This is a genomic window from Enterococcus timonensis, from assembly GCF_900104595.1.
Classification (GTDB): Bacteria; Bacillota; Bacilli; order Lactobacillales; family Enterococcaceae; genus Enterococcus_J; species Enterococcus_J timonensis.
This window is the reverse complement of record NZ_FNVY01000003.1, coordinates 1-16,187: the sequence shown is the minus strand read 5'-3', so window position 1 is coordinate 16,187 and position 16,187 is coordinate 1. Positions and strand designations below refer to the sequence as shown.

Here is a 16,187-nt window from a genome sequence, read left to right as displayed (position 1 = left end):
AAATTGTTGTCGCGGTTGCTTTTTAAGAAAATGGAAAAATATCGTAAAAGTAGCTGCTTTAGAATGGGGGAAACAAGATTGCGTTCACGGGTAATTCTATACAACAAAGAAAGGAATTCGATTTTACTAATTAAGCGGCAAAAAAAGGGTGAAAAATATTTAGTAGTTCCTGGTGGTGGGGTTAATCCTGGGGAAAAAGATGAGCAAGCGGCTATTCGCGAAATTCATGAAGAGCTTGGCTGGCAGCTGATAGTTAATCAGTTAAAGCTCTTATTTTTTGTTGAAGAAGGTTCTGAGATTCAAAAATATTTTCTTTATCAAACAGAAATTTCAACCACTCCCCAAATTAAAGGAGAAGAAGCCATTCGAGCGAGCGCTGACAATCAATATGTACCAATTTGGGTGAATATTGAGCAACTCGGTCAGATTAACCTTGTTCCTTCAAGCGCAAAAGAACGTTTGATTCATTATTTTTATCAAATCCGCTAAAAATGTTTCATATGAAACAAAAATTATTCTTTTTTTCTGCCAGCTTGTCTTTGTCGTTGGATTTTTCTCGCCTCTTGGGCGGGATTTTTTTATTATCTTAAATTTTATTTTTGTAATTGCAATGGACTGTATTTTGCGTTAAAGTAAGAAGTAGTCTGTGAAACAATTTTTCTGTTTCACAAAAAGGAGAGCTTATGACCCCTGAAGAATTTCAAGTACGGCTGGCCGAAAGTGGTCTGCTTTTAACGCAACAACAAATGGCGCAATTTGCCACTTATTTTTCTTTGTTAGTCGAGTGGAATGAAAAAATAAATCTCACGACTATCACCGAAGAAACTGAAGTGTACGAAAAACATTTTTATGATTCCTTACTATTAGGTTTAACTGACGAATTTTCAGCCGAAGATTTTTTATGCGATGTGGGTAGTGGCGCGGGTTTTCCAAGTTTGCCATTGAAAATTGCTTTTCCGACTTTGAAAGTTGTGATTGTCGATTCTCTGCAAAAGCGGGTGAACTTTTTACAAACCGTTGTTGACACGCTACAGCTAAAAGAGGTCGCTATTTATCATGATCGGGCGGAAACCTTTGGGCAAAATCCAAAATTTCGCCAGCAATTTGATCTCGTTACCGCGCGCGCTGTAGCTAGACTGAATGTTTTATCGGAATTGTGTTTGCCGCTAGTTAAAGTTGGCGGAAAATTTATTCCTTTAAAAGCCAAGCAAGGACAAATCGAACTTTTAGAAGCGGCCAATGCCTTAAAAATTTTAGGTGGCCATTTTGAAAAAGAATTACAATTTCATTTACCAGTATCAGGCGACTTGCGGGAATTATTTGTTTTTACTAAGGTGAAAGACACGGCAAAAAAATATCCTCGCAAACCAGGCACCCCTAACAAACAGCCGCTGTAAATCAGTAAGTATCACAAAAAAAGCACTAAAAAAAGCACCGAACAATTTTTGCGAGCTTTCTGGTGCAAGTTAGCCAACAAAATTTTTAACTTATAACAATACCATATAATAGAAGAAAGTCATCAAGGAGGAAATTATGGCCCGCATTATTTCAGTCGCCAATCAAAAAGGCGGCGTGGGAAAAACCACCACCACTGTCAATCTCGGTGCGTGTCTGGCATATCTAGGAAAAAAAGTTTTATTAATTGATACCGATGCCCAAGGAAACGCCACTAGCGGACTTGGCATTAGAAAACCTGACGTCAATCAAGATATTTACGATATTTTAGTCAATGAAGTGCCGATTAAAGATACGGTCCTTTCCACAACGCGGGAAAATTTATTTATCGTACCGGCAACACTCCAATTAGCCGGAGCGGAAATTGAACTAACTAGCATGATGGCTCGGGAATCTCGTTTAAAATCAGCCATCGCTGATGTGAAAAACGATTACGATTTTATTTTAATTGACTGTCCACCATCATTAGGACATTTGACCATCAACGCCTTTACTGCCAGCGATTCGATTTTGATTCCGGTGCAAAGTGAATATTACGCGTTAGAAGGACTTAGCCAATTGCTTAATACCATTCGCTTAGTGCAAAAACATTTCAATCCGGATTTGCAAATCGAAGGCGTACTATTAACTATGCTAGATGCCCGGACCAACCTCGGCGCTGAAGTTGTCGGTGAAGTACGGAAATATTTCCAAGAAAAAGTATACGAAACAATTATCCCAAGAAATGTCCGCTTATCAGAAGCGCCTAGTCATGGCCAAGCGATTATTGATTACGATCCAAAATCCAAAGGCGCTGAAAGTTACCAAGCATTAGCCCAGGAGGTGTTAGCTCGTGACGAAAAATAAAGCATTAGGTCGAGGGATGGATGCCCTTTTTGGCGATATGAAAAAGTTTGAAGATGTGGACATCGCCAAAGAAGAAGTGCTTGATTTAGATTTAAATAGCTTGCGTCCTAATCCTTATCAACCGCGAAAAACATTTGACGGAAAAAGTTTGCAAGAACTGGCACGCTCCATTAAACAATCGGGTGTTTTTCAACCCATTATTGTCCGCCATTCTGAAGTAAAAGGATATGAAATTATCGCCGGCGAACGCCGATTCCATGCGTCAAAACTTGCCGGACGTAAAACAATCCCTGCCATCGTTCGGACATTTACCGAAGCTGAAATGATGCAAGTGGCAGTTTTAGAAAATTTACAACGGGAAGATTTGTCCCCACTAGAAGAAGCCCAAGCTTACGAAATGTTAATGACCAACTTAAAACTCACCCAAGAACAACTGGCTTATCGTCTAGGAAAATCCCGGCCGTACATCGCCAATTATTTGCGGATTTTAAGTTTGCCAGATGATGTCAAAACATTACTTAAAGAAGAAAAATTATCTATGGGTCAAGCGCGGACATTACTCAGCCTTAAAGATCCCAAGCTTATGAGCCAACTAGCCAAACGCGCTGTCAAAGAAAATTTAACAGTCCGCCAACTAGAAAGTATTGTAAATCTTGCCCACGGTCCGAAAAAACCAGCCAAAAAACCAACCGCTGAAAAACCTGTTTACTTACGGGAATCAGAAGATAAACTGCGGGAAAAATTTGGCACGAGCGTTGTGATTCACGAAAAAACGGGACGCAATAAACAATCCCGAGGAAAGATCGAAATCGAATATTTATCAGCTGACGACTTGGAACGGATTTTAGAAATTTTAGCGATAAGTCAAGATTAGGAGGCCATATATATGTACGATTTAGGCGATATTGTGGAAATGAAAAAGCCCCACGCTTGCCAAACGAACCGTTGGCAAATTATTCGTATGGGTGCTGATATTAAAATTAAATGCGAAAATTGCGGCCATATTGTGATGATGACCCGCAGCGATTTCAATCGTAAAATGAAAAAAATACTAGTCAAAAAAATTAAAGAGACGGAGTGAATTTTAAACTATGAGTTTAACTGCCGGAATTGTCGGACTTCCTAACGTCGGCAAATCGACGTTGTTTAATGCCATTACTAAAGCGGGAGCCGAAGCCGCTAATTATCCATTTGCAACAATTGATCCTAATGTGGGAATGGTAGAAGTACCTGACAAACGTTTAGATCGTTTAACTGAACTTGTTCATCCGAAAAAAACGGTCCCCACTACTTTTGAATTTACTGACATTGCCGGGATTGTTAAAGGCGCTAGTCAAGGAGAAGGATTAGGAAATCAATTTCTCAGTCATATTCGCCAAGTCGATGCCATTTGTCATGTGGTTCGTTGTTTTGATGACCCGAATATTACCCACGTGGAAGGTCGCGTCGATCCATTAGCCGATATCGAAACGATTAATTTGGAACTTGTTTTAGCGGATTTAGAAACAGTCAATAAACGTTACGATAAAACAGCCAAAATTGCCAAAACGAAAGACAAACAAGCACTAGAAGAATTTGCCGTTTTGCAAAAAATCAAACCAGTTTTAGAAGAAGGACAATCCGCTCGCTCAGTAGAATTAAATGAAGACGAGCAAAAGATTTTGAAAAGTTTCTTCTTGTTAACAGCCAAACCTGTTTTATATGTGGCTAACGTGGCCGAAGACGATGTGGCCACCGCCAATGAAAATCATTACGTTAAAGACGTTATTGCATTTGCCGAAACGGAACACGCTGAAGTGATTGCCATTTGTGCAGAAGCTGAAGAACAAATTGCCGAACTCGATGATGAAGACAAGGCAGAATTTTTAGAAGCTTTAGGTATTGAAGAATCTGGTTTAGATAAATTAATTCGCGCCGCTTATGATTTATTAGGCCTAGCCACTTATTTTACCGCCGGTGTTCAAGAAGTTCGCGCTTGGACTTTTAAAAAAGGTATCAAAGCGCCTGCCGCAGCTGGAATTATCCATTCTGATTTTGAGCGGGGATTTATTCGGGCCGAGACGATTTCTTTTGCCGATTACGATCATTATGAAACGCATCAAGCCGCCAAGGAAGCGGGCCGTGTGCGCTTAGAAGGAAAAGATTATGTCGTTCAAGATGGCGACGTGATGTTATTTAGATTTAACGTTTAATTAGAAAAGGAGAATGAACAGTGGACGGAGAACAAATCCGACAAATGGTAGCTGATAATCGCGAAAACGAAGCCAAGCTTACTAAACGCAACGAACAATATATTTTTGATTTCAAAAAAGCCTTAAAAGCGGCAAATTTCACTGAAGAAGAAACAATCGTCGCGCTCCACGATATGTTACCTGAACTTGTGGCCGGTCAAAAATCCGGGGTCACCGCGCGTCAACAATTCGGTACGGTTACTGAACGAGTGACCGCCATTTTGGCGAAACCAAGAGCAGCTGATGAAACAGCCCCTTGGAAATTATGGCTAGATAACACCATGCTATTTTTGGCGATGCTCACAGTGTTAAACGGCGTGATGAACTTGTTTGCGCAAGGACAACAGATTACTTCAGGTATTACTAGCATCGTTTTAACGAGTATGATGGGTGGGATTATTTTCTACTACATGTACAAATGGATTTACAAATTCCAACGCCCTGGTGCTGATCAAAGTCAAAAACCAAAATTATGGAAATCTATGAGCATTTTAGCTGTGGGAATGGTGGCGTGGATTGTTGTTTATACCGGTAGCATGCTCTTGCCACCAATCGTCAATCCAACTTTACAACCAATTCCATTAATTATCGTCGGTGCTGTAGCCTTTGCCGGCCGTTGGTACTTCAAAAAAACCAACAACATTAAAGGCTCATTTTTCAATCGGGATTAAAAAATAAAGAACCATTAAAGATTTAGCAAACCTGCAACGATTTTTGTTGCGGGTTTTTTATTTATTTTAAAAAAAGCGAACTTCCACGTCGAAGTTCGCTTTTTTGACAAATTTTATCATTATTTTCATTAAAAGTTTGCCTTTTTCCAATCAAAGTATATTTCAAATTTTGCCAAGCTGTGCTATGATTTGACAAACGATTTTATTCGTCTAAAAAAGGAGCGATTTTTATTATGTCAAATTGGGAAACAAAATTTGTCAAAAAGGGTTTAACTTTTGATGATGTTCTTTTAATTCCGGCTGAAAGTCATGTTTTACCTAACGAGGTGGATCTTTCCGTTAAGCTTGCTGAAAATCTACAATTGAATATTCCTATTATGTCCGCTTCGATGGATACCGTCACCGAAAGTAAAATGGCGATTGCTATGGCGCGGGCTGGTGGATTAGGTGTGATTCACAAAAATATGTCGATTGAAGAGCAGGCCGATGAAGTTCTGAAAGTGAAACGTTCAGAAAGTGGCGTCATTATTGATCCTTTTTATTTAACGCCAGAACACATTGTTGCTGATGCAGAACATTTGATGAGTAAATATAAAATTTCCGGTGTGCCAATTGTCGATACTTTAGAAAATCGACAACTTGTAGGGATTATTACTAACCGCGATATGCGTTTTGTGACGAATTTTGGCCTTAAAATCAGCGATGTTATGACTAAAGAACATTTAGTTACCGCACCAGTGGGAACATCTTTAGCAGAAGCGGAAGCTATTTTACAACAATATAAAATCGAAAAATTACCATTAGTTGACGAAAATGGTCGCCTGTCAGGTTTAATCACGATTAAAGATATCGAACGAGTAACTGAATTTCCTAATGCGGCTAAAGATAGTCATGGTCGCCTAATCGTTGCGGCGGCTGTTGGTGTGACCAGTGATACTTTTGAACGGGCCAAAGCTTTATTAGATGCTGGTGCCGATGCGATTGTTATTGATACAGCTCACGGCCATAGCGCTGGGGTGATTCGTAAAATTAAAGAAATCCGGGCAGAATTTCCAAAAGCAACATTGATTGCTGGAAATGTCGCCACTGCTGAAGCAACAAAAGCTTTGTATGATGTGGGCGTAGATGTTGTTAAAGTCGGCATCGGACCTGGCTCGATTTGTACAACACGAATTGTTGCCGGCGTCGGTGTGCCACAATTAACTGCCATTTATGATGCTGCAAGTGTCGCTCGCCAATATGGCCGGGCTATTATCGCAGACGGCGGAATTAAATATTCTGGCGATATCGTCAAAGCTTTAGCTGCCGGTGGTTATGTAGTAATGTTGGGAAGTATGCTGGCTGGGACCGATGAAAGTCCAGGCGAATTTGAAATCTTCCAAGGACGCCGCTTTAAAACGTATCGCGGAATGGGTTCAATTGCAGCTATGTCAGAAGGTTCTTCTGATCGTTATTTCCAAGGAAGTGTTAACGAAGCGAAAAAACTCGTCCCAGAAGGTATTGAAGGTCGGGTTGCTTACAAAGGCAGCGTTTCTGATATTATTTTCCAAATGGTAGGCGGCTTGCGAGCTGGTATGGGTTATGTCGGCGCAGGAAATCTTAAAGAACTACGCGACAATGCACAATTTGTCCAAATGTCCGGCAACGGCCTCAAAGAATCCCACCCCCACGACGTCCAAATCACAAAAGAATCCCCAAATTATTCTAAAGAATAAGGATGTGTTTTGAACGGTTAATGGCGTAGAAAATTAGGAAAATGGTGCATGAACGCATAGCGGTCAGAAAGTATTTTGTCTATTTTCCTAGCCATTGTTCAAAACACACCGTCAAACACACCATCAAAACAAAAAAAGACGTTACGCAAGTCCTCTTGCGTAACGTCTTTTTCTATTCCTCTATTGAATTGCTCGTGTATCAACCGTTCCGTTGAATAAACCAAAATATTGATTCAACGGTTTGGTCACGCCTAGCATTTGTTCAATAGAAATAAATTCAAAACCTTGTGCTTGCAACTCATCAATAATTCCGCCGACTGAATCGACACTTTCTTGATGAATATCATGAATCAAAACAATCGTGCCTGATCCACTAGCTCTTACAACTTTATTTTTGATTAATTCGGCATTTTTCAATTCCCAGTCGTCGGAATCAACATTCCATTGAATCGCTGGTAGTCCGATAGCTTCGGCGATGTCGGCTTTCACCGCACCATACGGCGGGCGCACGTAGCGGGGGAGTTTTCCGGTGGCTAGATAAAGCACTTTGCTGGTGTCGCGCACTTCTTTGGCCACTTCTTCCGGGGTCAAATCAGATAAGACCGCGTGATTATACGTGTGGTTGGCCAGTTCATGACCGTCTGCGACAATTTGTTTTAAAATATCCGGATTTTCCGCAGCATTTTCACCGAGACTAAAGAAAGTCGCTTTGACGCCTTTTTCTTTTAAAGTGGCTAAAAGTTGCGGCGTAGTGACTGCGTTGGGGCCATCGTCAAAAGTTAACGAAATATATTTTTTATTAGGATCAAGAGCCGGTTGCACAGTTAGCAACGTCGGATCGACGAATGACGGATTCACATAACCTGACAATTCGCCAAATGGAATATCTACATCAGAAACGCCAAAATCATTTTCACCTAGATGAACCGTCAAATGGTCAGCGGCATAGGTGAAGCTCAAAGTTTCAATAGTCGGCCGCTCCATATTCAAAACGGAATCAATAATTTCTGCACCTTTTCCACTTTGATCGAGAATTTTTTGCTGCATCACATTGAACATACCCAACAAATCAGCCCGAGTGGCAAAAAGGTCGCTAGCGGTGATAGCTTGTTGCGTTGTTTGATTCACGTAAGCAATCTCTTCTGGCTGAAAGACTTTTTCGGTAAAAGATTTTTTCTTTTGGTTCCAAGTATAAACGGTGGCGACAGGGCGAATTTCTGTCAGCTGATCGGTGACAGGTTTCATAGAAATATAACCGGTGACAGTGCCGCGCTTTTCGCCTAAATATTTTTCGCCTTGACTAATTAATTCGGCTAGCTGTGTTTTCCAAGTGTCTTGGGTCATTTCTTTTGGCAAAAAAGTTACTACTGGCTTGTCGTCGGTGCCGGTCTTTTCTTCTGTCAAAGGAATGCCGGAACTTGCCAGTTCTTTTTCCTGCTCCGTTAAAAGGGCGAGGGATTTTTCTTCATAGGCCTTGGCGTCGTCTTCTTTTTGGATATAGTCATAGCCCACATAGGCCGCCCCCCCCACAATTCCTAAAGTAAGGACGATAGCGACAGTTTTTCCAATCCAAGATGATTTTGTTTTTTCTTTTTTAATTTTTTTCTTTTTTTGCCGTTTATGAAACTCTTTACGAGAATAATTTTCCATCTTGTCACATGCTTTCTTTAAAATAGAATAAGTGCATTTTGTAACCCTACTGTAACATTACTAAGGAGGATTTACAATTACTCTTACTTAAAAAAATGTTAAGAATTTCTGCAAAAAAAAATGACCAAAAAGAAACTTTTGGTCATTTTTCGTCAGTTCTTAGTTATTGAAAAAGAAATTATTTAGTGATCGTCGTTACGCCGCCCATATAAGGAACAAGTTTCTCTGGAACAGTGATTGTGCCGTCAGGATTTTGATAATTTTCCAAAATCGCCGCCACTGTCCGACCAACAGCAAGACCGGAACCATTTAGCGTATGGAGATATTGCACTTTGCCATCCGCATTACGGTAACGAATCATAGCCCGGCGCGCCTGAAAATCTTCACAGTTACTGCAGCTAGAAATTTCCCGATACATGGCTTGTTGTGGCATCCAAACTTCCAAATCATAAGTTTTGGCCGCAGAAAAGCCCATGTCGCCGGTACTTAACGTAATCACTCGGTAAGGCAACCCAAGATTTTTCAAAATATCTTCGGCGTTACCAACCATTTTTTCTAATTCTTCATAAGAATGTTCCGGTTCACTAAATTTGACCATTTCAACTTTATTAAATTGATGCAGGCGAATCAAGCCACGAGTATCACGCCCAGCACTACCAGCTTCAGAACGAAAAGAAGGAGACAAAGCGGTGAAATAAACTGGCAAAATATCTTGGTTTAAAATTTCGCCGGCGTAGTAGTTCGTTAAAGGCACTTCAGCCGTTGGAATCAAAGTTAACGGTTGACCTGCTAGTTGGAAGACATCTTCTTTGAATTTCGGAAATTGCCCGGTGCCAAACATAGCTTGGTCGTTAACGATATAAGGGGTAATCATTTCGGTGTAACCTTGTTCGTAAACGTGAAGATCCAACATATAGTTGTAAACCGCCCGTTCCAAGCGCGCGCCAAGTCCTTTATAGTAAACAAAGCGAGAACCAGAAACTTTTGCTCCCCGTTCAAAATCTAGAATATCTAAGTTTTCTGCCACTTCCCAATGAGCTTTTGGTTCTTGGTCAAAAGTTTTCGGTGTGCCGACTTTGCGTTTTTCAACATTATCACTTTCGTCTAGTCCAACGGGTACGTCAGCGGCTGGTAAATTCGGCAAACGAACGGCGATATAATTTAATTTTTCTTCGACTTCAGCAAGATCGGCATCTAAAGTTTTAATTTCTTCGCCTACTTCTTTCATAGCGAGAATTTTTTCATCGGCATTTTCTTTGTTGCGGCGAGCCAAAGCAATTTCACTAGACACGTCATTGCGGTGTTTTTTCAATTCTTCACTTTGGACTAATAAGGCGCGTCGTTTTTCATCCCACGCTACAAATTCTTGTAATGTTTCTTCTTTGACGCCCCGCGTTTTTAAGCGCGCCGCTGTATTTTCAAAATCATTTCGTAACAGTTTCATATCTAACATTTTTCTTCCTCCTTATTTTTAAACAATAAAAAAAAGCCTAATCATCCCTTGTCTTGGGACGAAAGCTTTTCGCGGTACCACCCAAGTTCAGTTGCAAAACAACTGCCCTTGATCTCGTTAACGGGGAGCCCGGATAACTTGGCCGCAGTCACCTGAGTAACCGTTGCGGTTTTACTATCGTTTGACTTGAGAGGGATTCACTGACGCGGCCAACAACTTTCACCAACCGTTGTCTCGCTAAAGACGCGCTACCAATTACTATTTCTCAAAAACCTTGCCTTAAGAATACTATTTCAAATTCTTTCTGTCAATGAAAAAAAAGAAATTGTTTGCACTGGCGCTAATAAAAAAAGGAGAGCACTAGGCCCTCCTTTTGAGCGATTAAGTTAAAGGAACAATTGTAAATAAATTACTGAAAAAATTTCCAATACTTGCAAAAAAGTTTTTCACAGCACTCGTCATCCGTTGCCAAATACCAGCTTTTTCCACCGCTGTTTTAGTAACAATGGCGATATCAGTCTTGGGTGCGTCGGCTGATTCGATATAACCAAGATCATCACTAGGGGTAATCGTAAAGTTTCCGACTTTAACATTTTGTGAAACTGGCGCTGGCATTTTACCATTTTCAGCGGTAATAGCGTCGTTTAAGTTGCTTGTCACTTCAGGAGCAATGCCATCTTTAATCCACAACGTTTGACTACTGGCGTCTTCCATTGTTAAAGCAACGGTTTCTTCTTCACCAGTTTCCACCGGCAAACTCGTTTGCGGGAGTTGGAAAGTTGCTGGATCAATGACCGTTTGGCTCCAATGGGCAGTCACATAATCCATTAGCTTGCTAGTTTCATTAAAACGAGCGGACGGATTATTTTCGTGATCGTTGGCGTGCATGACAACTGTAATCATCCGCGTGCCGTTATAAGTCATGGTCCCAGTAAAACAAGCACCAGCAATATCAGTCGTCCCAGTTTTCAAACCGTCAACGCCAGCTTTTTCATTCACAAAGCCCGGCAACATATAATTCCAGCTAGTCATTTCAAAAGGCATACTCGTATTTTCGGCAAATACTTTATTAGTAATGCTGGTCGTTTCTAGAATTTCCGGATAATCTTTTAGCAAATGCCGCGCTAAAATAGCCATATCTCTAGCTGACATATAATTTTCCGCATCCGCTGCAGTACCAGGAACAATATTTTCACCAAGGTAGGAATTATTTAAACCTGATGCATTGACGATTGTCGCATCGGTAATTCCTATTTTGGTTAATTTATTTTGCATCAACGGGACAAATTCAGCCTCGCTGCCGGCAACATGAACGCCTAGCGCGATGACTGCCGCATTGGCTGACGCAATCAGACTCGCTTCATATAAGTCTTTTACCGTGTAAGTCACATGATCGTACAAAGGGACATTGGACAAATCAAAATTTTGGCTCAAAGGAATTAAGTAGGCGGGGATTTCAACCGGATCATCCCAAGTTACAGTCCCCGCTGCAACGGCGTCCAACAATACATAAATGCTCACCAATTTGGTCATGGAGGCAATTCCTAGCACCTCGTCGGCATCTTGCTCATAAAAAATTTTCCCGCTGTCGGCATCAATGGCGATGGCCGATTTCACATCCAAATTCAAATCATCGGCAGAAACTGGCTGCACGGTGGCAGTCAAACTGACAAAAATAGTCGCGGCCGTCATTAAAAGTAGGCCTAATTTATTTTTCAACTTCACGCTTCTAACTCCTTTTTATTTAAAAATCGACACTCTCAAGTTAGTGTAACGGTCTTGTTGGCCAGTTGCAAGCCGCTTTTAAAATTTTTAATGATTTTAAAATTTTTTTATCCAGGAAAAGACAAAAAAAGCCGCCAGCGTAAGCTGACGACTGAGTGAAAAAAGCTGGGTCGTAAGGAAAAGATAAAATATCCTCTGAGCGCCAGCGCTCATTCGTCATTTTCCTATTTTCCTACGTTCCATAACGCTTTTTTAACTACCTAGTTATCGGAGTGAAAAAAGCTGGACTTAGGAAAATAGACAAAATGCTTTCTGCCTGCTGACGCAGTCATGCACCATTTTTCTAATTTTCTACAGCCCATAACGCTTTTTTAACTACCTAATGGCAAATGGATAATGAATTTTGTCCAGTTTTTGTCGCTTTTGGCAAAAATATAGCCGCCGTGTAAAGCGACGATGCTTTGGGCGATGGCCAGGCCCAGTCCGGTGCCGCCGGTTTCTTGCGAGCGGGATTCTTCCACTCGGTAAAAGCGATCGAACAGCTGTTGCAGTGAGGCTTGTGGAATGGGTTGGCCGTTATTTCTGACAGTAATAATCGCTTCGGTGCCGACTTGTTGGGCGTCCATCTCGATAACAGTAGCGCCTTTGCCGTATTTCAAAGCGTTGGAAAGTAAATTATTGAAGACCCGCACCAATTTTTCCGTGTCCGCTTCAATGTAAAAAGGCATCGGGGTGGTGCTGACTTCGATGGCGATGCCTTTTTTATCGGCTTCTAAGGCGAAATCCGCCGCCAATTGCTCCATCATTTGATTCAAATCCACCCGCATTAAATTTATTTTAGTCGTAGGTTGGCGAACTTTCGTATATTCAAAAAGATCCTCCACCAAAACTTTCATTTGCTTAGCTTTCAAATATGCCGTATGCGTGTAATGCAAAAACTCTTCCTCGGAATGATATTGTTTATCTTCAATTAATCCCAAATACCCAATAATCGAAGTCAGCGGCGTCCGCAAATCGTGACTGACGTTAGTAATCAGCTCGTCTTTTGATTGCTCGATTTTCCGCTCCTCATCAATAGCCGTCACCGTACTTTCCACCAAGCCATTAATCGAATCAATCACGCGGCCCAAATCACCACTCAGCTCAAATGGAATCCGATGGTCGTAATGACCCGCTGCAATAAAATGCAACTCAGAAATTACGTGGCGCAGCTGCATTTGATGATAACGACGAATCAGACGCCAATATAAAACAATCAAATCAATAATCGCCAGAATAATGACTAGAAATTTTTTCCCGCTCATAAAAACATCAGAATCCCACTGAGTGCTCAATAATCCTTTAATATTAAAAATCGTGTCACTTAAATCTTGATTACTGGCGACCACTTGATCAAGAATCATAAATAAAGCGACATTTAATAGAAGTAAAAGAACAATTGTCACCAACGCTTCAGCCAAAAGTTCGCTAACTTCCTTTGATGTTAAGACAATTCGGGACTTAATTTCCGAATCTTGTTGCCGTCTTTTTTTTTCATCCGTGCGCTTCAATTTTATAGCCCACACCCCAAACTGTTTGAATGACTTTTTCGCCACCAGTAGCTTCTTCAATTTTATCCCGCAAATGACTGACGTGAACCATCACTGTCTTAGCGGAAACAACACTTTCTTGTTGCCAAACCCGCTCGAAAATCTCGTCGGCGGAAAAAACCCGGTTAGGATGGCTAGCTAACAAATACAAAATACCAAACTCCAGCGCCGTCAATTGAATTTGTTCGCCGGATAAAGTTTTGACCTCGTGAGAATCTTTATTAATAATTAACGGACCCACTTCCAAATCATCCGGTTCGTCAGTAGTAATTTGCATCTTCGTTCGGCGCAGCAAGGATTTTACTCGCGCCATAACTTCTAATGGATTAAAAGGTTTGGTGACATAATCATCAGCCCCGGCTACTAAGCCTTTAATTTTATCCATATCAGTTGTTTTAGCAGTCAACATAATAATCGGCAGCTGTGACTCTTTGCGCAATTCTTTCACCACCTGCATGCCGTCAACATTAGGCATCATAATATCCAAAATCACCAGATCAATGTCCGGCGTCGTCCGAATTTTAGACAGCGCCTCTTTCCCGTCGTAAGCCTTAGCCACCTCGTACCCTTCATTATGAATATAAATACTCAGCAACTCGACAATCTCTTTATCATCATCTACAACTAAAATTTTCATCAAAAAACCTCCAATTTACTATTTAAAGTCAGTTTAGCAGAAATTTGCAAAAAAGAGCAGTACGCACCATCAGCTTCAACAATTCTTAGCATTTTAAAAAAATCCTAAAAAACTTTTTCCGAACGTTAAATTTTTTTTTAGACATTTGAGTACAGTTTGTTCGTTGAAATTCCCGTATAATAATTGCCGAACAGGCACAATTAATAAAAATCCGAACATCAAGACGATTTTCGCTAAAACTATAAAAAAACACGCGATTTTTTTTGCAAATTTTAGTTGACGGAATACTGAATTCTTGTTATAGTTATATTCGTCGCCAGGGGGAAACACTTGAGTCCTTAAAGCCTTAAGCGAATTCACCAAACGACACAAAAAAATATCTTTGTTATCTTATTTCAAAAAAACTTTTAAAAAGTTCTTGACATAAGCGCTGACAGATGATAAGATATAAAAGTTGCTAACGCGACAAACAAGTGAATGTAGACCTTTGAAAACTGAACAAAGTGAAAACGAACCAAATTGTGTAAGGACGTTTTGATTAGTCAAAACAACCAAAAAGCAACAAAATTTTTAAGCGAGCAATCGCTAGTGTAACAAATGAGCTTAACGGAGCAATCCGTTCAAACACTTTTAATGAGAGTTTGATCCTGGCTCAGGACGAACGCTGGCGGCGTGCCTAATACATGCAAGTCGAACGCAACAAAGTCACCGGAGCTTGCTCCACGACTTTGTTGAGTGGCGGACGGGTGAGTAACACGTGGGTAACCTGCCCTTTAGTGGGGGATAACATTTGGAAACAGATGCTAATACCGCATAACAATTTTTTCCACATGGAAAGAATTTGAAAGACGCTTTACGGTGTCACTAAAGGATGGACCCGCGGTGCATTAGCTAGTTGGTGAGGTAACGGCTCACCAAGGCTGTGATGCATAGCCGACCTGAGAGGGTGATCGGCCACACTGGGACTGAGATACGGCCCAGACTCCTACGGGAGGCAGCAGTAGGGAATCTTCGGCAATGGACGAAAGTCTGACCGAGCAACGCCGCGTGAGTGAAGAAGGTTTTCGGATCGTAAAACTCTGTTGTTAGAGAAGAACAAGGATAAGAGTAACTGTTTATCCCTTGACGGTATCTAACCAGAAAGCCACGGCTAACTACGTGCCAGCAGCCGCGGTAATACGTAGGTGGCAAGCGTTGTCCGGATTTATTGGGCGTAAAGCGAGCGCAGGCGGTTTCTTAAGTCTGATGTGAAAGCCCCCGGCTTAACCGGGGAGGGTCATTGGAAACTGGGGAACTTGAGTGCAGAAGAGGAGAGTGGAATTCCATGTGTAGCGGTGAAATGCGTAGATATATGGAGGAACACCAGTGGCGAAGGCGGCTCTCTGGTCTGTAACTGACGCTGAGGCTCGAAAGCGTGGGGAGCAAACAGGATTAGATACCCTGGTAGTCCACGCCGTAAACGATGAGTGCTAAGTGTTGGAGGGTTTCCGCCCTTCAGTGCTGCAGCTAACGCATTAAGCACTCCGCCTGGGGAGTACGACCGCAAGGTTGAAACTCAAAGGAATTGACGGGGGCCCGCACAAGCGGTGGAGCATGTGGTTTAATTCGAAGCAACGCGAAGAACCTTACCAGGTCTTGACATCCTTTGACCGCTCTAGAGATAGAGTTTTCCCTTCGGGGACAAAGTGACAGGTGGTGCATGGTTGTCGTCAGCTCGTGTCGTGAGATGTTGGGTTAAGTCCCGCAACGAGCGCAACCCCTATTGTTAGTTGCCATCATTAAGTTGGGCACTCTAGCGAGACTGCCGGTGACAAACCGGAGGAAGGTGGGGATGACGTCAAATCATCATGCCCCTTATGACCTGGGCTACACACGTGCTACAATGGGAAGTACAACGAGTCGCGAAGTCGCAAGGCTAAGCTAATCTCTTAAAGCTTCTCTCAGTTCGGATTGTAGGCTGCAACTCGCCTACATGAAGCCGGAATCGCTAGTAATCGCGGATCAGCACGCCGCGGTGAATACGTTCCCGGGCCTTGTACACACCGCCCGTCACACCACGAGAGTTTGTAACACCCGAAGTCGGTGAGGTAACCTTTTAGGAGCCAGCCGCCTAAGGTGGGATAGATGATTGGGGTGAAGTCGTAACAAGGTAGCCGTATCGGAAGGTGCGGCTGGATCACCTCCTTTCTAAGGAATATTACGGAAATACACAATT

General features: G+C 41.8%; 13 protein-coding genes, 1 rRNA gene and 1 other annotated feature. Of the genes, 9 read left to right on the top strand and 5 right to left on the bottom strand.

The genetic code is table 11. From position 1 onward, the window contains the following. Positions 1-63 precede the first annotated feature (63 nt). The 8 genes from BQ5341_RS01905 to guaB all read left to right on the top strand — a co-directional run bounded on the left by BQ5341_RS01905 (position 64) and on the right by guaB (position 6,918). Positions 64-489, top strand: a complete 426-nt coding sequence (locus BQ5341_RS01905; protein WP_158661723.1) for an NUDIX domain-containing protein — start codon at positions 64-66, stop codon at positions 487-489. A 194-nt stretch (positions 490-683) separates the two neighbouring features. Next, positions 684-1,397, top strand: coding sequence for a 16S rRNA (guanine(527)-N(7))-methyltransferase RsmG (gene rsmG / locus BQ5341_RS01900; RefSeq protein ID WP_071130389.1), 714 nt, complete (start codon positions 684-686; stop codon positions 1,395-1,397). Between the two features lie 136 nt (positions 1,398-1,533). After that, the gene (locus tag BQ5341_RS01895; RefSeq protein ID WP_071130388.1) at positions 1,534-2,301 is read left to right on the top strand and encodes a ParA family protein; all 768 of its coding nucleotides are present in this window, start codon (positions 1,534-1,536) and stop codon (positions 2,299-2,301) included. Further along, positions 2,288-3,175, top strand: a complete 888-nt coding sequence (locus BQ5341_RS01890; RefSeq protein WP_071130387.1) for a ParB/RepB/Spo0J family partition protein — start codon at positions 2,288-2,290, stop codon at positions 3,173-3,175. Before BQ5341_RS01895 ends, BQ5341_RS01890 begins: the two co-directional genes overlap by 14 nt. Before the next feature lie 12 nt (positions 3,176-3,187). After that, positions 3,188-3,382, top strand: a complete 195-nt coding sequence (locus BQ5341_RS01885) for a DUF951 domain-containing protein (RefSeq protein WP_071130386.1) — start codon at positions 3,188-3,190, stop codon at positions 3,380-3,382. A gap of 10 nt (positions 3,383-3,392) precedes the next feature. Next, a complete protein-coding gene (gene ychF / locus BQ5341_RS01880) occupies positions 3,393-4,493 on the top strand; it encodes a redox-regulated ATPase YchF (RefSeq protein ID WP_071130385.1) in 1,101 nt (366 codons plus the stop codon). Positions 4,494-4,513: 20 nt separating this feature from the next. Beyond that, positions 4,514-5,203, top strand: coding sequence for a DUF1129 domain-containing protein (locus tag BQ5341_RS01875; protein WP_071130384.1), 690 nt, complete (start codon positions 4,514-4,516; stop codon positions 5,201-5,203). A gap of 233 nt (positions 5,204-5,436) precedes the next feature. After that, entirely contained in the window at positions 5,437-6,918 is a 1,482-nt protein-coding gene (gene guaB, locus BQ5341_RS01870) for an IMP dehydrogenase (protein ID WP_071130383.1), read from the top strand. A 180-nt stretch (positions 6,919-7,098) separates the two neighbouring features. On the opposite strand, the gene BQ5341_RS01865 is transcribed toward guaB, so the two are convergent. The 5 genes from BQ5341_RS01865 to croR all read right to left on the bottom strand — a co-directional run bounded on the left by BQ5341_RS01865 (position 7,099) and on the right by croR (position 13,972). Next, on the bottom strand, positions 7,099-8,568 hold the full coding sequence (locus tag BQ5341_RS01865; protein ID WP_071130382.1) for a polysaccharide deacetylase family protein: 1,470 nt from the start codon (positions 8,566-8,568) through the stop codon (positions 7,099-7,101). Between the two features lie 178 nt (positions 8,569-8,746). After that, complete coding sequence (serS, locus tag BQ5341_RS01860) at positions 8,747-10,021, bottom strand: serine--tRNA ligase (RefSeq protein ID WP_071130381.1); 1,275 nt, start codon at positions 10,019-10,021, stop codon at positions 8,747-8,749. A gap of 51 nt (positions 10,022-10,072) precedes the next feature. Next, positions 10,073-10,296 (bottom strand) — a binding site (T-box leader). A 106-nt stretch (positions 10,297-10,402) separates the two neighbouring features. Next, positions 10,403-11,746, bottom strand: coding sequence for a D-alanyl-D-alanine carboxypeptidase family protein (locus BQ5341_RS01855; protein ID WP_071130380.1), 1,344 nt, complete (start codon positions 11,744-11,746; stop codon positions 10,403-10,405). 371 nt (positions 11,747-12,117) lie between these two features. Further along, the gene (locus tag BQ5341_RS01845) at positions 12,118-13,296 is read right to left on the bottom strand and encodes a sensor histidine kinase (protein WP_071130378.1); all 1,179 of its coding nucleotides are present in this window, start codon (positions 13,294-13,296) and stop codon (positions 12,118-12,120) included. Then, positions 13,280-13,972 (bottom strand): response regulator transcription factor CroR, encoded by a 693-nt coding sequence (gene croR / locus BQ5341_RS01840; RefSeq protein WP_071130377.1) that lies wholly within the window; start codon positions 13,970-13,972, stop codon positions 13,280-13,282. The genes BQ5341_RS01845 and croR overlap by 17 nt, the downstream gene beginning before the upstream one ends. A gap of 629 nt (positions 13,973-14,601) precedes the next feature. Here croR and BQ5341_RS01830 point away from each other — a divergent pair. After that, positions 14,602-16,159, top strand: a 16S ribosomal RNA gene (locus tag BQ5341_RS01830). Positions 16,160-16,187: the final 28 nt, after the last annotated feature.

Coding starts and splice junctions, on each gene's coding strand:
- BQ5341_RS01905 (WP_158661723.1), top strand. CDS start 64: ATGGGGGAAACAAGATTGCGTTCACGGGTAATTCTATACAACAAAGAA.
- rsmG (WP_071130389.1), top strand. CDS start 684: ATGACCCCTGAAGAATTTCAAGTACGGCTGGCCGAAAGTGGTCTGCTT.
- BQ5341_RS01895 (WP_071130388.1), top strand. CDS start 1,534: ATGGCCCGCATTATTTCAGTCGCCAATCAAAAAGGCGGCGTGGGAAAA.
- BQ5341_RS01885 (WP_071130386.1), top strand. CDS start 3,188: ATGTACGATTTAGGCGATATTGTGGAAATGAAAAAGCCCCACGCTTGC.
- ychF (WP_071130385.1), top strand. CDS start 3,393: ATGAGTTTAACTGCCGGAATTGTCGGACTTCCTAACGTCGGCAAATCG.
- guaB (WP_071130383.1), top strand. CDS start 5,437: ATGTCAAATTGGGAAACAAAATTTGTCAAAAAGGGTTTAACTTTTGAT.
- BQ5341_RS01865 (WP_071130382.1), bottom strand. CDS start 8,568: ATGGAAAATTATTCTCGTAAAGAGTTTCATAAACGGCAAAAAAAGAAA.
- serS (WP_071130381.1), bottom strand. CDS start 10,021: ATGTTAGATATGAAACTGTTACGAAATGATTTTGAAAATACAGCGGCG.
- croR (WP_071130377.1), bottom strand. CDS start 13,972: ATGAAAATTTTAGTTGTAGATGATGATAAAGAGATTGTCGAGTTGCTG.